This is a genomic window from Ruegeria sp. CDSC085 (assembly GCF_059610465.1).
In genome coordinates, this window is sequence record NZ_JBXWNR010000009.1 from 110,487 (window position 1) to 124,422 (window position 13,936).

The 13,936-nt window shown below is 58.3% G+C and carries 16 protein-coding genes; 8 read left to right on the forward strand and 8 right to left on the reverse strand.

From position 1 onward, the window contains the following. Positions 1-25: 25 nt before the first annotated feature. Positions 26-583 carry a peroxidase-related enzyme gene (locus AC2FJB_RS14325; protein ID WP_496674706.1) on the forward strand — a complete coding sequence of 186 codons (558 nt, stop codon included), beginning with the start codon at positions 26-28 and terminating at the stop codon, positions 581-583. After that, positions 580-1,482, forward strand: coding sequence for an OmpA family protein (locus AC2FJB_RS14330; RefSeq protein ID WP_496818538.1), 903 nt, complete (start codon positions 580-582; stop codon positions 1,480-1,482). The genes AC2FJB_RS14325 and AC2FJB_RS14330 overlap by 4 nt, the downstream gene beginning before the upstream one ends. Here AC2FJB_RS14330 and AC2FJB_RS14335 read toward each other — a convergent pair. Further along, positions 1,475-2,437, reverse strand: a complete 963-nt coding sequence (locus AC2FJB_RS14335) for a sodium-dependent bicarbonate transport family permease (protein WP_496718901.1) — start codon at positions 2,435-2,437, stop codon at positions 1,475-1,477. The two genes, AC2FJB_RS14330 and AC2FJB_RS14335, sit on opposite strands and share 8 nt — an antisense overlap. A 98-nt stretch (positions 2,438-2,535) precedes the next feature. Between AC2FJB_RS14335 and AC2FJB_RS14340 the strand changes: the two genes are divergently transcribed. After that, positions 2,536-3,453 (forward strand): hydrogen peroxide-inducible genes activator, encoded by a 918-nt coding sequence (locus tag AC2FJB_RS14340; RefSeq protein WP_496718902.1) that lies wholly within the window; start codon positions 2,536-2,538, stop codon positions 3,451-3,453. A gap of 51 nt (positions 3,454-3,504) precedes the next feature. Here the strand turns inward: AC2FJB_RS14340 and AC2FJB_RS14345 are convergent, their stop codons facing one another. Further along, positions 3,505-4,410 carry a LysR family transcriptional regulator gene (locus AC2FJB_RS14345; protein WP_117871765.1) on the reverse strand — a complete coding sequence of 302 codons (906 nt, stop codon included), beginning with the start codon at positions 4,408-4,410 and terminating at the stop codon, positions 3,505-3,507. A gap of 227 nt (positions 4,411-4,637) precedes the next feature. On the opposite strand from AC2FJB_RS14345, the gene AC2FJB_RS14350 reads away from it, so the two are divergent. After that, on the forward strand, positions 4,638-5,078 hold the full coding sequence (locus AC2FJB_RS14350) for a DUF4399 domain-containing protein (RefSeq protein ID WP_117871767.1): 441 nt from the start codon (positions 4,638-4,640) through the stop codon (positions 5,076-5,078). Here AC2FJB_RS14350 and AC2FJB_RS14355 read toward each other — a convergent pair. The 3 genes from AC2FJB_RS14355 to AC2FJB_RS14365 all read right to left on the reverse strand — a co-directional run bounded on the left by AC2FJB_RS14355 (position 5,065) and on the right by AC2FJB_RS14365 (position 7,653). Further along, positions 5,065-5,283 carry a hypothetical protein gene (locus tag AC2FJB_RS14355; RefSeq protein WP_496718903.1) on the reverse strand — a complete coding sequence of 73 codons (219 nt, stop codon included), beginning with the start codon at positions 5,281-5,283 and terminating at the stop codon, positions 5,065-5,067. The genes AC2FJB_RS14350 and AC2FJB_RS14355 overlap by 14 nt on opposite strands. Before the next feature lie 8 nt (positions 5,284-5,291). Further along, positions 5,292-5,441, reverse strand: coding sequence for a hypothetical protein (locus AC2FJB_RS14360; protein WP_299899528.1), 150 nt, complete (start codon positions 5,439-5,441; stop codon positions 5,292-5,294). A 184-nt stretch (positions 5,442-5,625) separates the two neighbouring features. Continuing rightward, on the reverse strand, positions 5,626-7,653 hold the full coding sequence (locus AC2FJB_RS14365) for an FAD-dependent oxidoreductase (protein WP_496718904.1): 2,028 nt from the start codon (positions 7,651-7,653) through the stop codon (positions 5,626-5,628). Positions 7,654-7,790: 137 nt separating this feature from the next. On the opposite strand from AC2FJB_RS14365, the gene AC2FJB_RS14370 reads away from it, so the two are divergent. Continuing rightward, positions 7,791-8,285 (forward strand): RNA pyrophosphohydrolase, encoded by a 495-nt coding sequence (locus AC2FJB_RS14370; protein ID WP_299899524.1) that lies wholly within the window; start codon positions 7,791-7,793, stop codon positions 8,283-8,285. A 66-nt stretch (positions 8,286-8,351) separates the two neighbouring features. Next, positions 8,352-8,993, forward strand: coding sequence for a PAQR family membrane homeostasis protein TrhA (gene trhA / locus AC2FJB_RS14375; RefSeq protein WP_496718906.1), 642 nt, complete (start codon positions 8,352-8,354; stop codon positions 8,991-8,993). Between the two features lie 71 nt (positions 8,994-9,064). On the opposite strand, the gene AC2FJB_RS14380 is transcribed toward trhA, so the two are convergent. Continuing rightward, the gene (locus AC2FJB_RS14380) at positions 9,065-10,054 is read right to left on the reverse strand and encodes an adenosine kinase (protein ID WP_299899522.1); all 990 of its coding nucleotides are present in this window, start codon (positions 10,052-10,054) and stop codon (positions 9,065-9,067) included. Then, positions 10,051-10,695: an endonuclease III gene (gene nth, locus AC2FJB_RS14385; protein WP_117871781.1), complete on the reverse strand. Its 645-nt coding sequence runs from the start codon at positions 10,693-10,695 to the stop codon at positions 10,051-10,053. Before nth ends, AC2FJB_RS14380 begins: the two co-directional genes overlap by 4 nt. Positions 10,696-10,811: 116 nt before the next feature. Here nth and AC2FJB_RS14390 point away from each other — a divergent pair, with 116 nt between their 5' ends. Next, complete coding sequence (locus tag AC2FJB_RS14390) at positions 10,812-11,663, forward strand: bifunctional helix-turn-helix domain-containing protein/methylated-DNA--[protein]-cysteine S-methyltransferase (RefSeq protein ID WP_299899520.1); 852 nt, start codon at positions 10,812-10,814, stop codon at positions 11,661-11,663. Between the two features lie 175 nt (positions 11,664-11,838). Then, on the forward strand, positions 11,839-12,276 hold the full coding sequence (locus AC2FJB_RS14395; RefSeq protein ID WP_496818544.1) for a glyoxalase superfamily protein: 438 nt from the start codon (positions 11,839-11,841) through the stop codon (positions 12,274-12,276). Between the two features lie 59 nt (positions 12,277-12,335). On the opposite strand, the gene AC2FJB_RS14400 is transcribed toward AC2FJB_RS14395, so the two are convergent. After that, positions 12,336-13,775 carry an aldehyde dehydrogenase family protein gene (locus AC2FJB_RS14400; RefSeq protein WP_496718909.1) on the reverse strand — a complete coding sequence of 480 codons (1,440 nt, stop codon included), beginning with the start codon at positions 13,773-13,775 and terminating at the stop codon, positions 12,336-12,338. Positions 13,776-13,936: the final 161 nt, after the last annotated feature.

Genomic DNA, 13,936 nt, shown 5'->3' on the forward strand with positions numbered 1-13,936 from the left:
AGAGGCCGCCGTGACACAAAAAGACATGCCCACCGCGCTGAACCTGCCCATGGTTGATCCGCTGCCGCCGGAAACGCAGAAATACTTTGATATCTGTGTCGAAAAACTGGGCATGGTGCCGAATGTGCTGAAAGCCAACGCATTTGACATAGACAAGCTGAGCACATTCACCGCGATGTATAACGACCTGATGCTGGCTGACAGTGGGTTGACCAAGCTGGAACGCGAGATGATCGCCGTAGTCGTCTCGTCGATCAACAAGTGCTTCTACTGTCTGGTCGCGCATGGGGCGGCGGTGCGTCAGCTTTCGGGCAATCCGCAACTGGGTGAGATGCTGGTGATGAACTACCGCGTCGCGCCGCTGGAGCCGCGCCAACGGGCGATGCTGGACTTTGCCGCAAAGATGACAACCGCCAGCGCAGAGATCGAAGAGCCCGACCGACAGAAATTGCGAGACGCCGGATTTACTGACCGGGACATTTGGGACATCGCCAATGTCGCCGGGTTTTTCAATATGTCAAACCGGGTGGCCAGCGCAACGGCGATGGTGCCCAACGAAGAATATCACGCACAGTTTCGATGATCCGCATCGCCGCCCTTATAGCCCTACTGATGACAGGATCTGTTGCCGCGCAGGACCTGACCCTACCGGCCAGTGCCCGTCAGATCAGTGATCGGACGTCTCCGCTGGACAGCTATGATCTGCCAACGGGGCCGTATGCGAATGGCTCTGTACCCGCAGACACTCTTGAAGGGCGCGTGGAACGCTATACGTGGCGGCTTCAGGCAGGGTCGAGCACGACATTGCAGCTTCTCGCCCCGCTGCGGGAACAGATCGAGGCGCAGGGATACAAGATCCTGTTCGAATGCGACGCGCGGGCTTGCGGTGGTTTCGACTTTCGCTTTGGCACCGAGGTCGTGCCAACCCCGGATATGTATGTCGCCATTCAGGATTACCGTTTTCTGTCGGCGATCAAAGGGTCGGTTGCCCTTAGTCTGCTGGTCAGCCGCAATCCCCCGGATGGCTACGTGCAGATGATCCGGGTGACGCCTCAAGATGCACCGGACTCGGACCCTGTGGTGGTCGAGCAAGCCGTAGAGGGTACGGTCGGGTTGCTGGAGGCCTTGGCGACAATGGGCCACGTGATCCTGGATGATCTGCATTTCCCAACGGGCGAGGTTGCCCTGGGCGAGGGACGGTTTGACTCACTGACCTTGTTGGCCGGATACTTGACCGACAACCCGAAAACGCGTCTGGCACTGGTGGGGCACACTGACGATACTGGTGCCTTGCAGGCGAATATTTCGGTCAGCAAAAGCCGGGCCGAGGCGGTGCGAACCCGCCTGATTGATGCACATGGCGTGGCACCCGACCGACTCGAAGCGCAGGGTGTTGGCTATCTGTCTCCGCTTACATCGAATGCAACCCCGGAAGGGCGCGATCTGAACCGTCGGGTCGAGGCAGTATTGCTCGTCAACTGATCCACCACAGGTACAGCGGCAATCCGACGGTGATGTTGAACGGAAACGACACCCCCAGCGACAAGGTCAGATAGATCCCGGCCTCGGCCTTTGGAAGGGCGATCTTCATCGCAGCGGGAACCGCGATATACGATGCCGAGGCCGACAGTACCATGAACAGGAACAAGCTTCCCTGTGGCAGTCCGATCACGGCACCTACCGCCCAGGCCATTACTGCGCCAATCAGGGGCATCAAGACACCAAAGGCGAACAGGCCAACCGACAGCTTGTCTCGATTGCCGATCAGGCTGCGCCCTGCCGACAGCCCCATATCCAGCAGAAACAGGCACAAGATACCGGTGAAAGGCGTAACGATGAAGGGCGCGATCATCTGCATACCTTCGCCGCCGGTGATGGCTCCGATCAGGAAGGCACCGGTGAGCAGAACAATCGAGCCATTGGCCAGCAGATCGCGCCACAGCTTGTCATCCTTGACACCATTGCTTCCGGTCCTGTGCGCCAACCAAAGCGCCGACAGGATTGCAGGCACCTCCATCGCAGCCGCAACGGCCACCATGAATCCGTCATGGGACAGCCCAACCAGATCCAGCAGACTGGTGGCGGTGACAAAGGTGACGATCGAGATCGAACCATAGTGCCCTGCAACCGCCGCCGCGTTCAGCGCATCCAGCTTTGTCATCACCCTGAGCAGGCCAAAGGCCACGAAGGGGATGGCAAAGGACAAAGCAACACCGCCCAGCAGTGTCATGAACAGTTGCAGGTGAATGCCATGCGCAGCCAGACTGGCACCGCCCTTGAACCCGATGGCCAGCAACAGGTAAAGCGACATGAACTTGGCCGCGCCCGCCGGAATGGACAGGTCACTGCGTACAAAGGTCGCCAAAAGCCCAAGAGCAAAAAACAATATGGTAGGCACCAGCAGATTGCTGGACAGTGTCTCGATCACTCCGGGCATATTTGACTCCTGACCCCTCGTTTTCGGGTTAGGTGCCTTGCAAAACAGATTTCGCCAAATACTATCTTTCTAAGTTATAAATAGTTTCAGGCTATGAAATGCGCCCGACATTGCGGCAGTTGGAATACATCGTTACCGTCAGTCGCCTTGGGCGATTCAGTTTGGCTGCCGAGGTGCTGAATGTCAGCCAGCCCAGCCTGTCGACGCAAATTGCGACTGTAGAACAAGAACTTGGCGTTCGAATCTTTGATCGTAACCGTGGTGGAATCCAGGTGACGACAAAGGGTGAAGAGTTCATCTTGCGCGCGCAGAAGATCCTGGCAGAGGTCAAGGACCTGCGCCATGCAATGTCGAACGATATGCCCGTCGGAGGAAGGTTGCGACTGGGGGTATTGCCTTCGATCGGGCCCTATCTGTTGCCGCAAGCCATCAAACAGGTGCACCAGATTCGCCCCGGATTGCGCATTGTCGTGCGCGAGGAAAACACACTGGATCTGGAACAGGGTCTGAAATCCGGTCGATTTGACCTGATATTGTCCACGCCCGAAGACCATCCGAATACTGTGCAACATCGTTTGTTCAACGAACCTCTCTGGGTCGCGGTTGCCGTAGATGACGTTCTGGCGCGGGATTTGCAGGGTGTCAGTGCCATAGATCTTCAGAACCGGATTTTCCTCACCCTGGATCAAAGCCACCGCCTGTCGCGCATCGTCTATGCATTGGCGGCAGAATGCGGTGGGGTGGTTTCGGATGAGTATGAAGGCACGACACTTGATTCCATTGTCCTGATGGCGGCTTCGGGTGTTGGTGTTGCGGTACTGCCTGATCTTTATGCTCGCAGACAGGGGATTTACCGCGACGAGGTGCGGTTGCGCCCACTCTCCATTGCCAATGCAAATCGCGATATCGCCCTTTTGGCACGCAGTTCCGAAACACCGCCGCGGGGTCAGAATGTGCTGACCGACAGCCTGCGCTCTTCCGCCCGGTCCATGGGGCTGTCGGTGATCGGTCCATAAAAAAGGCCCGCACTTTTACATGCGGGCCAAAGGTTGGTCTTCAGGGAGAAATTACCAGTCCATCGGACCCTTCTCGTGGAAAGAGTCGACGAGGAAATCAATGAAAGCCCGCACTTTGGGTTGTGTAAAACGGCCGGGCGGGTAGACCGCGTAAACGCCTTGAACTTCGTCGGGCAGGGATGGCATGGCATCGACAACCAGCCCTGCCTTCAAGGCTTCTGCGTAAAGATAGCTGGGCAGATACGCGATACCCAAGCCGGAAACCGCCGCGTTCAACAGGGATTGGCCATCGTTCACGCTCAACCATCCGGCTGTTCGAACCTGACGCTTTTCGCCGGATGGCGCGGTCAGTTTCCAGACATTGCCCGAGGACTGGCTGGAATAATGCAGCAGCTTGTGTTCGTTCAGATCGTCGATCTTCTGTGGGCGGCCGAATCTTTCGACATAACTGGGCGCGGCGACCATGCGTTTGACGGTTTCGGTCAGTTTGCGGGCCCGCAGCGTGCTGTCTTCCAGCTCACCAATGCGGACGGCCACGTCAAATCCTTCGGAAATAAGTTCGACGTAACGATTGTTCAGTACCATGTTCACAGTGATGTCGGGGTAGGCCGCAAGGAACTCGGACAGCACAGGTGACAGGTGATTTACGCCGAAATCCGTGGCAACGCTGATGCGCAAAAGACCAGATGGGGCTGATTGCATCGACGTGACCAGTGAATCCGCTTCTCCTGCATCATTGAGAACGCGGCGCGCGCGGTCATAGTAGGCCAGCCCGATTTCTGTTGGTGACACCCGGCGCGTGGTACGGTTCAATAGTCGCGCTCCCAGACGTGCTTCAAGGCTCGATACGTGTTTGGACACGGCTGATTTGGAGATGCCCATCTTCTTGGCCGCATCGGTGAAGCCACCCTGGTCCACCACATTGGCGAAGGCTTCCATTTCGGTCAGTCGGTCCATACTCGTTCCCCAGATCTTGATTTCCGTCCTGACTATGGCGCTGAATCTGGGCGGAAACGGGGCAGACATGGGATAATATCAGGGATTTGAATCGGATCGTTTGCGTATGGGAAACGCAGAAACAGTGGTTTCCAATCTCGCCTCAGGCATTGTGATGCTGTGTTTTCAGGGCAATCGCGCTAAGCTGTTACCTTGAGAATGGCATTTTTGTGACCAGGGAGAAGATCATGAAGACCTTTTTCGCCATTGCTGCCCTTTGCCTTTCGGCGGGTTTTGCACACGCCGGAGGAGAGACCCCATCGAATCCCGATGCAAAGGTCTATTTCGTCAACCTGTCGGACGGTGACACCGTGCAATCACCGGTCACGGTTGTCTTTGGCCTCAGCGGCATGGGTGTCGCTCCAGCGGGAACCGAGAAAGAAAACACCGGACACCACCATCTGCTGCTTGACCGTCCCCCGCTGGGTGAGGGCGAGGATGGTGCAGATGAGTTGGCCAATGGTTTGCCCGCCGACGACAACCACATACACTTCGGAGGCGGTCAGACCGAAGTGACGCTGGACCTGCCATCGGGCCAGCACACATTGCAACTGGTTCTGGGCGACGCCGGGCACGTGCCACATGCCACACCGATTGTATCCGAAGTGATTACGATTACCGTGGAGTAGTCCGCATGCCCAGCCGCAGGTTGAACGTGTCCGGGGCGCCTGCGTTGGTCGCAGGTGAACGGAGTCCCTTGGCGTAGATCGCGGCCGCATCGATGAAGTCATACTTGCGCAACAGATCGTAGGCGACCTGAACATGTTCGGCATGTCCGAACGTCGTATTGTCGATGGCATGTGCCTCAAACGCGCTGGTGATCTCGGCGCTCATTTCTCGTCCTACTTGAAACGGTGACTGTCCTCGGCCGTCCAGTCGAGGTCATAGACGGTTTTGAGCTGCTTGATCTTCTCCAGCGTTTCCTTGGAAAAAGCCGGCTTGTTCTCGAAGCTGTGCAGGGCGATGCCCTCGATCAGATAACCAAGGGTCATGTCCAATGACTCCGCCAGTCCCTTGAGGACCTTCAGCAGGCGTTTCTCAATTCGAATTCCTGTTTGGTTCGTTCTATTTTATGACTCATGTGATACATACGTACATTGATAACATCTAAGTCAAGCAGCACAAAAAAGCCGCCCCATTAGAGACGGCTTTCCTCGACGTAACTTGAAATTCGTTTCAAAACGTAGCGGCCAGACGTGTGCCCTGATTGATTGCGCGTTTGGCGTCCAACTCTGCGGCCACATCCGCACCGCCGATCACGTGTGGCGTGACTCCTCGCTCGATCAGTGCATCTGCCAATGACCGCTCTGAAACCTGACCTGAACACAGTACAACAGTGTCAACAGGGATTACAGTCGGGTCGGCGCGCTCTTCTCCGAACGAGACATGCAGCCCCTCGTCATCGATGCGCTCGTAATTCACGCCGCCCACGAAGTTCACGTCCTTCATCTTCAGCGTCGCGCGGTGAATCCAGCCGGTGGTCTTGCCCAGTCCCTTGCCATGCGCCTGTTTCTTGCGCTGCAGTAGCGTGATCTGGCGCTTGGGCGCCTCGGGCTGCGGGCCTTCGGGCGCCAGGCCTGCGCGGTGCTGCTCGGGATCGGCGACGCCCCACTCCTTCATCCACAGGGGCAAGTTGGTGGTGGGCGAGTGGCCTTCCTCCAGCAGGTATTCCGACACGTCGAAGCCGATACCGCCCGCACCGATCACGGCCACCGATTTGCCCACCGGAGCCTTGTCGCGCAGCACGTCGATATAGTTTACGACATTGTCGCGATCCTCTCCGGGGATCTGCGGGTCGCGCGGATTGACGCCGGTGGCGATCACCACCTCGTCGAACCCGGTCAGATCATCGGCGCCAACCTCGCGGCCCAGTTCGACCTTGACGCCCAGCGTGTCGAGCATGGTGCTGTACCAGTCCACCAGCCCCCAGAACTCTTCCTTGCCCGGCACCTGCTTGGCCATGTTCAGTTGCCCGCCGATCTCGTCGGCCTTGTCGAACACGGTCACGTCATGGCCGCGCTGGGCGGCGGTCATCGCCGTGGACAGGCCCGCCGGACCCGCACCCACGATGGCCACGCGCTTGGGCGCGTCGGTCTTTTCGATCACCAGCTCGGTCTCGTGGCAGGCGCGCGGGTTCACCAGGCAGGAGGTCAGCTTTCCGCTGAAGGTGTGGTCCAGACAGGCCTGATTGCAGGCGATGCAGGGCGCGATCTTCGTGGCTTCGCCGGCAATTGCCTTGTTCACGAAATCCGCATCCGCCAGCATCGGCCGGGCCAGCGAGACCATGTCGGCGCAGCCCTCGGCCAGCACCTGTTCGGCCACGTCCGGCGTGTTGATCCGGTTCGAGGTGATGACCGGAATCCCCACCTTGCCCATCAGTTTTTTGGTCACCCAGGCAAAGGCCGCCCGCGGGACGCTGGTGGCGATGGTCGGAATCCGCGCCTCGTGCCAGCCGATGCCGGTGTTGATGATCGTTGCCCCGGCTTGCTCGATCCGCTGCGCCAGCTGCACCACCTCGTCAAAGGTCGAGCCATTGGGCACCAGGTCGATCATCGACAGGCGGTAGATGATGATGAAATCACTGCCCACTGCATCGCGGGTGCGGCGCACCACTTCCAGCGGCAGGCGCATCCGGTTCTCATAGGACCCGCCCCAGCGGTCGGTGCGCTTGTTGGTATGAGTCACCAGGAACTGGTTGAGGAAATACCCTTCTGACCCCATGATCTCGACCCCGTCATAGCCCGCCTTCCGGGCCAGCACGGCGGCGTTCACGATATCGTTGATCTGTTTCTCAATACCTTCTTCGTCCAGCTCGTTCGGTGGGAAGGGAGAGATCGGCGACTTCACCGGGCTGGGCGCCACGCATTTGGGGCCATAGGAATAGCGACCCGCATGCAGGATCTGCATGGCGATCTTGCCGCCCGCCTGATGCACCCGGTCGGTGACGATGGAATGGTTGGCCACATCCTTGTCGCTGGTCATCATCGCAGCGCCGGGCAGGACCGAGCCTTCAAGGTTTGGCCCAATTCCGCCCGTCACCATAAGCGCCACACCACCGCGAGCGCGCGCTGCATAAAACTCGGCCACCCGGTTCCAGTCGCCGGTTTCCTCAAGCCCGGTGTGCATCGAGCCCATCAGCACGCGGTTTTTCAACGTGGTAAAGCCCAGATCCAGCGGGACCAGCATGTTTGGGTACGCAGTCATGACGAAACTCTCCCTCCCGAATTTGCGTGATAGATTGACGTTCGCGTCAACTTTGTCACGCGAAACCCCACGTCACCCTCTTTGCTGTTGCGCCGGTGATTGCTAGAGGTGGTCGAAACAACCCGCTGAGGCCGCGCATGACCCCCGAAGAAATCGCCAAACTGCCATATCGCCCCTGCGTCGGGCTGATGTTGATGAATGCCGAGGGCAAGATTTTCGTCGGCCAGCGCAATGATCGCCACAAGGACGCCTGGCAAATGCCACAGGGTGGCGTGGACAAGGGCGAAGACCCGCGCGACGCAGCCTTGCGCGAGCTGTGGGAAGAAACCGGCGTGACTGCGGATCTAGTCGAGGTCGTGGCAGAGACCGATGGCTGGCTGCCCTATGATCTTCCGCACGACATCGTGCCCAAGATCTGGAAAGGTCGCTATCGCGGGCAGGAACAGAAATGGTATCTGCTGCGCTTTATCGGGGCAGATGATCAGATCAATATCGCGACCGATCACCCCGAATTCTCACACTGGAAATGGCAGGCGCCTGATCGGTTGATCGAAGAGATCGTACCGTTCAAACGCACGGTGTATGAACAAGTGCTGAAGGCTTTTGACAGCTACTTGGGCAAAAAGGCCTGACGCTTGGGAAAGTTGGACATTTTCCAGGCTGGCCTTTAGCGCTGAGCCGTTCATAACCGGCCTGTCATGACTCAAACGACCTATCCCAGCCCCGTACGCGCGCATCGCTCTGCCGACATGGTCGTCCATGTGTTCGGGTTGTCCCTGATCCTGACCGCTGGCAGCCTGCTGATCATGAACGCCTATCAGCGTTTGGATTCCGCGCTGCTTCTTGCGGTCATTGTTTATGTTCTCTGTGCGCTTGCGTCGAACCTTGCGTCCTGTGCCTATCATTTTGCGCCCAGGCATGACCGTCGCAAACTGCTGCGTCGTATCGACCATGCCGCGATTTATCCCAGCATCTGCGGGACCTTCACGCCGTTCTTCGTTCAGGCGGGCACGACATGGACCATGACGCTGCTATGGGTATGCTGGAGCCTGACCATCGCAGCCGTCTGGAACAAGATCGCAAATGAAACGGTCAAATCACGATGGTCGACAGCGTCATACCTTGGTTTGGGTGGCATTGGCCTGGGGGCAATCCCAGACATGACCACTGTTCCCACAGCCACACTTTGGTGCATTGTGGGTGGCGCAGCCAGTTATGTTATCGGAACGATGTTTTACGCCCAAAAGACACTACCGTTTCGTTACGCGATATGGCACGTCTGGGTGAACCTGGGCGGAGTTCTGATGTTTGTTGGAATCTGGCTGGCGCTGTTTTCTTAATAAACGGCAGGGCCGGGGCGTGGGTGCCCCGAACCGTTTTCAGATCAAATCAAGAGGGTCCTGATTTGAGGTCACATCAACCCTTCGGCGTGCAGCAATTCCTGCATGTTTGCCTCGGGGCGTGGGCCGATATGGCTGATGACTTCGCGGGCGCAGACATTGCCGATGCGGGCGCAGGTCTCGTAATCCCGACCCGTGGCCATGCCGAAAAGGAAGCCCGCCGCAAACTGGTCGCCTGCGCCTGTTGCATCAACAGGGACAATCTTTTCAACCGGCACGTCAATGCGGGTGTCGCCGTTCAGAACGGTCACACCGTCGCCTGAGCGGGTGCAGACCACCAGCGGACAGATCGCGGCCGTCTTGGCCAATGCTTCTTCCAGATCGTCAGTTTCGAACAGTGATTTGATCTCGGCCTCATTGCCGATCACGAAGTCCAGCTCATTTTCGATCAGCAGCAGGAAATCGACCCGGTGACGTTCCACGCAGAACGGGTCGGAAATGGCGATGCCGGCCTTGCCGTCACTCTTATGGCAGGCGCGCGCGGCCTCAAGGAATGCCGCTTTGCCTTTTTCCTTGTCGAACAGATACCCCTCGAGGAACATGATCTGGCTGTTTCCAGCGACCTCTTCTGAGACATCCTGAGACGACAGTTCCGAGGAAATGCCCAGATAGGTGTTCATTGACCGCTCACCATCGGGCGACACAAAGATCATCGAACGTGACGTCGGCAATTCACCACCGGGTACAGGTGGGTTCACGAAATCGACGCCATCCTCGTTCATCGCATCTGCATAGAAACGGCCCAGCGCGTCATCGTGAACCCGGCCGATGAACGCAGCATCCAGCCCAAGTGCGCCTGCGCCCGCAATGGTATTGGCCACCGAGCCGCCCGGCGTTTGAACACGGCTTTCCATCGAGGCGTACAGCACCTCGCCGCGTTCCTGTTCGATCAACTGCATGATGCCTTTTTCGATGCCCATCAGCTCCAGGAAGCTGTCATCGGCCTGGGAAATCACATCCACAACGGCATTTCCGATGCCGGTCAGTTGATAAGTCTTCATAGGGTTTTGTCCTCGAATTGGCAGAGATCACGGATGATGCAGGTCGGGCATTGCGGCTTGCGCGCCTTGCAATGGTACCGGCCATGCAGGATCAACCAGTGATGCGCATGAAGTTGAAAGTCAGCAGGAATATTGTCTTCGATGGCGCGTTCGACAGTGTCTACATCTTTGCCGGGGCAAATACCGGTGCGGTTGCCGACGCGAAAGATATGGGTGTCCACCGCCTGCGCCGGTTGTCGCCACCACATGTTCAGAACCACGTTGGCCGTCTTTCGGCCCACACCCGGAAGGGATTGCAGGGCAGCCCGGGAATTGGGAACCTCGCCGCCATATTCGTCTACGAGGATACGGCTGAGCTTGATGACGTTCTTGGCCTTCTGGCGGAACAAACCAATGGTCTTGATGTGCTCGATCAGGCCTTCCTCGCCCAGATCCAGCATCTTTTGCGGCGTGTCGGCGATCTTGAACAGCGCGCGCGTCGCTTTGTTGACGCCTGCATCCGTGGCTTGCGCCGAAAGGGCCACGGCGACGACCAGAGTATAGACGTTCACATGCTCCAGCTCGCCCTTGGGTTCCGGGTCGGCCTCTTGAAAGCGCGTGAAAATCTCGCGGATCGTATGATAGTCGAGTTGCTTTGCCATCCGGGCCTTAATGCCGTCCACCGGGCTCTGACACAAGCCCAAAGCCAATGCGCAAGTTCCGGGTCGCGGCAGCGTGGCCTGCGCGCTATGGTTTTGTCAGAAGATGAGGTGGAACCATGAACGTCCAGACCCCGGAAAGCGGATACCATTACAACGTCATGCGCCGCGCAATCGACCTGATTGATCAGGGCGGCGAGGGCCTGAGCCTTGATGAACTGGCACGCCAGATGGATATGAGCCCGGCCCATTTCCAGCGCCTGTTCTCGCGTTGGACCGGAGTGTCGCCAAAACGGTACCAACAATACCTGACACTGGGCCATGCGAAGGCATTGCTGCGCGAACGGTTCACAACACTGGAAACGGCACACAATGTGGGCCTGTCCGGTAGCGGACGTCTGCATGATCTGTTCCTGAAGTGGGAATCCATGAGCCCCGGCGAATATGCCCGCAAGGGCGAAGGTCTGACGATCTATTGGGGGTGGTTCGAATGCCCCTTTGGCCCCGCGCTGGTCATGGGTTCCGACAAGGGCATCTGCGGCATGGCCTTCGGGGCCGAGACCGGCGAAGAGGCCGCGATGGAAGACATGATCTCACGCTGGCCCAAGGCGACGTTTGTCGAAGATCCGATGCGCCTGCGTCCTTGGGCGCTGAGTGCTTTTGGCGCTGCCAACGATCGGTTGGAGCCAACACCGGTTTTCCTGATCGGATCACCTCTGCAAATCAAGGTGTGGGAAGCGCTGATGCATATCCCGTCCGGGCAGGTCACGACCTACTCCGAGATCGCCCAACGGGTCGGCTCTCCGCAAGCAGTTCGCGCAGTGGGAACGGCAGTTGGCCGCAACCCGGTCAGTTGGCTGATCCCCTGCCATAGGGCATTGCGCAAGTCAGGTGGCCTGGGAGGCTATCACTGGGGATTGCCGGTCAAGCGTGCCATGCTGGCCTACGAGGCGGCGCAGGCAGACGCCTGATTGACAGACGGCCTGACCGCTGCCAAAAGGCACCTCAGGTTCGGGTCCCCTGCCGTTCGCGGCCATTGGCTTTGGTGAAACCCGGTTTTGAAATGCATCTGTTGCCCTTTCTTGGCGCGCGGATGGTAATGCGAGCCCCGTCCTGATTTCGCGCCCGTTCAAGGAAACGAGGCACATGATGACACGATCCCAAACCGTTGCTCCGGTTGAAGAGCTGAAAGCGCAGGCAAAACGCTTGCGGGAAAAACTGAAAACGACGGGTGTTTCTCTGTCGCATAGCGCGGCATTGGAACTCCTGGCCCATCAGCATGGCGTTCGAGACTGGAACACCTTGCATGCGATGTCCGGAAACCGGATGCATCTGCGCGTAGGTGATCGGGTTGAAGGACGCTATTTGGGTCAGGCGTTCACAGCCGAAATTCGCGGCATGACCGTATTGGGCGATGGCGCGCGTCGCCGAGTGACCCTGCATTTCGATACGCCGGTAGATGTGGTCCGCTTTGACAGCTTCTCTGCATTTCGACAGCGCGTCACCGGAGAGATTGAGTGGGACGGTCGGTCCAGACGCCACACGTCCGATGGCGAACCCCAGCTTGTGGTGCGGCCCGTATAGAGCGTAATGGGCGAGGCAACCGCGTTGCCCCGCCCAATCTGTCTGCTTCGCAGGTGAAGTTACTCTGCGGCCCAGCCGCCGACGGCTTTGACTTCAAGGAAATCCTCGAGACCGAAGACTCCGCCTTCCCGCCCGTTGCCGGATTGCTTCATGCCGCCGAACGGTGAGCCCGCGCTGCGCGATTGTCCGTTCATTTCGACCATGCCCGACCGCAGAGCCCGCGCCATGCGATTGGCACGCGCACCATCCTGTGTCTGAACATAATTGGTCAGGCCATAGGGTGTATCATTGGCGGTTTCGACAGCCTCCTCTTCTGTGTCGAAGGGGATCATGGTCAGAACTGGGCCAAAGATTTCTTCGCGGGCGATGGTCATCTGGTTATTTGCATCAGCAAAGACCGTGGGGCGGACATAATAGCCCTTGTTCAGCCCCTCAGGTCGTCCGGTGCCGCCTGCAACCAGCCGCGCACCTTCGTCGATGCCCTTCTGGATCAGGTCCTGAATCTTGGTCCACTGAACTTCATTCACAACCGGACCGATGTGGCGACCTTCCTCCATGGCAGGGCCAACCTTGACCATGTTCGCAACTTCGGCCGCCGTTTCCACAGCCTCGTCGTAGATCGGGCGCTGCACCAACATCCGGCTGGGTGCGTTACAGCTCTGGCCGGTGTTTTGCATCATGTGCAGCACCCCGCGCTTGACCGCTTTTTCGTCCGCATCCTCAAAGATGACGTTGGCTCCTTTGCCTCCCAGTTCCAAATGCACTTTCTTGAGGGTGTCAGCCGCGTTCTTCGAAATCGCAGTGCCCGCGCGAGTCGAACCGGTGAAGCTGACCATATCAACATCCGGATGACCCGAAAGTTGCGATCCAACACCCGCTCCGTCGCCGTTGACCAGATTGAACACACCGGGCGGGAAGCCTGCCTTGTCCATCATCTCGGCAAAAATCATCGCGTTCAGCGGGCTTTGTTCTGACGGTTTCAGAACCATCGTGCAGCCCGCAATCGCAGCAGCACCAACCTTGAGCGTGATCTGGTTCATCGGCCAGTTCCACGGCGTGATCAGAGCGGCAACGCCAACCGCCTCATAAATGATGCGATCATTCGGTGCATGATCCCCCAGCGGGCGCTCGAATTCAAACGACCTTGCGGCGCGGATGAAGTTCTTCAGGTGATAGATGCCGGCACCAGCCTGCGCCGAGCGCGCCAGATCGATCGGGGCGCCCATTTCAAGTGACATCGCCTGCGCCAGATCCTCTGCCCGGGTTGCATAGAGTTCGACCAGCTTTTCCACCAGCGCGATGCGGGTTTCCACTGGAGTTGCCATCCAGCCTGGCAAAGCGGCTTTGGCTGCGGCAACGGCTGCATTCGTGTCGGCTTCGGCGCCAAGCGAGATCACTGCGCAGGGCTCTTCGGTCGAGGGGTTGATGACCTCGAAGTCATTGGGCTGCGACGGGGCCACCCACTGACCGTTAATATAGAAATCCCGCTTTTCGATCATCCTGAGCCCTCCTGAAGGTTCGCCTGAAGCCGGCTGTTCGGGGCCACTCTGTCACCCATGCACAGGCTGAGCAATAGTGAATTTGATCAAATTTTTTTCTGGTCAGGCTCACGAAATCCGTATCCCTGGACACGATGGCTGGTTTAACCTGTGCACAAAGT

What these genes read in the sequence shown, in the direction of transcription:
- AC2FJB_RS14325 (WP_496674706.1), top strand. Translation starts at nt 26, where the DNA reads ATGCCCACCGCGCTGAACCTGCCCATGGTTGATCCGCTGCCGCCGGAA.
- AC2FJB_RS14330 (WP_496818538.1), top strand. Translation starts at nt 580, where the DNA reads ATGATCCGCATCGCCGCCCTTATAGCCCTACTGATGACAGGATCTGTT.
- AC2FJB_RS14335 (WP_496718901.1), bottom strand. Translation starts at nt 2,437, where the DNA reads ATGCCCGGAGTGATCGAGACACTGTCCAGCAATCTGCTGGTGCCTACC.
- AC2FJB_RS14340 (WP_496718902.1), top strand. Translation starts at nt 2,536, where the DNA reads ATGCGCCCGACATTGCGGCAGTTGGAATACATCGTTACCGTCAGTCGC.
- AC2FJB_RS14345 (WP_117871765.1), bottom strand. Translation starts at nt 4,410, where the DNA reads ATGGACCGACTGACCGAAATGGAAGCCTTCGCCAATGTGGTGGACCAG.
- AC2FJB_RS14350 (WP_117871767.1), top strand. Translation starts at nt 4,638, where the DNA reads ATGAAGACCTTTTTCGCCATTGCTGCCCTTTGCCTTTCGGCGGGTTTT.
- AC2FJB_RS14355 (WP_496718903.1), bottom strand. Translation starts at nt 5,283, where the DNA reads ATGAGCGCCGAGATCACCAGCGCGTTTGAGGCACATGCCATCGACAAT.
- AC2FJB_RS14360 (WP_299899528.1), bottom strand. Translation starts at nt 5,441, where the DNA reads ATGACCCTTGGTTATCTGATCGAGGGCATCGCCCTGCACAGCTTCGAG.
- AC2FJB_RS14365 (WP_496718904.1), bottom strand. Translation starts at nt 7,653, where the DNA reads ATGACTGCGTACCCAAACATGCTGGTCCCGCTGGATCTGGGCTTTACC.
- AC2FJB_RS14370 (WP_299899524.1), top strand. Translation starts at nt 7,791, where the DNA reads ATGACCCCCGAAGAAATCGCCAAACTGCCATATCGCCCCTGCGTCGGG.
- trhA (WP_496718906.1), top strand. Translation starts at nt 8,352, where the DNA reads ATGACTCAAACGACCTATCCCAGCCCCGTACGCGCGCATCGCTCTGCC.
- AC2FJB_RS14380 (WP_299899522.1), bottom strand. Translation starts at nt 10,054, where the DNA reads ATGAAGACTTATCAACTGACCGGCATCGGAAATGCCGTTGTGGATGTG.
- nth (WP_117871781.1), bottom strand. Translation starts at nt 10,695, where the DNA reads ATGGCAAAGCAACTCGACTATCATACGATCCGCGAGATTTTCACGCGC.
- AC2FJB_RS14390 (WP_299899520.1), top strand. Translation starts at nt 10,812, where the DNA reads ATGAACGTCCAGACCCCGGAAAGCGGATACCATTACAACGTCATGCGC.
- AC2FJB_RS14395 (WP_496818544.1), top strand. Translation starts at nt 11,839, where the DNA reads ATGATGACACGATCCCAAACCGTTGCTCCGGTTGAAGAGCTGAAAGCG.
- AC2FJB_RS14400 (WP_496718909.1), bottom strand. Translation starts at nt 13,775, where the DNA reads ATGATCGAAAAGCGGGATTTCTATATTAACGGTCAGTGGGTGGCCCCG.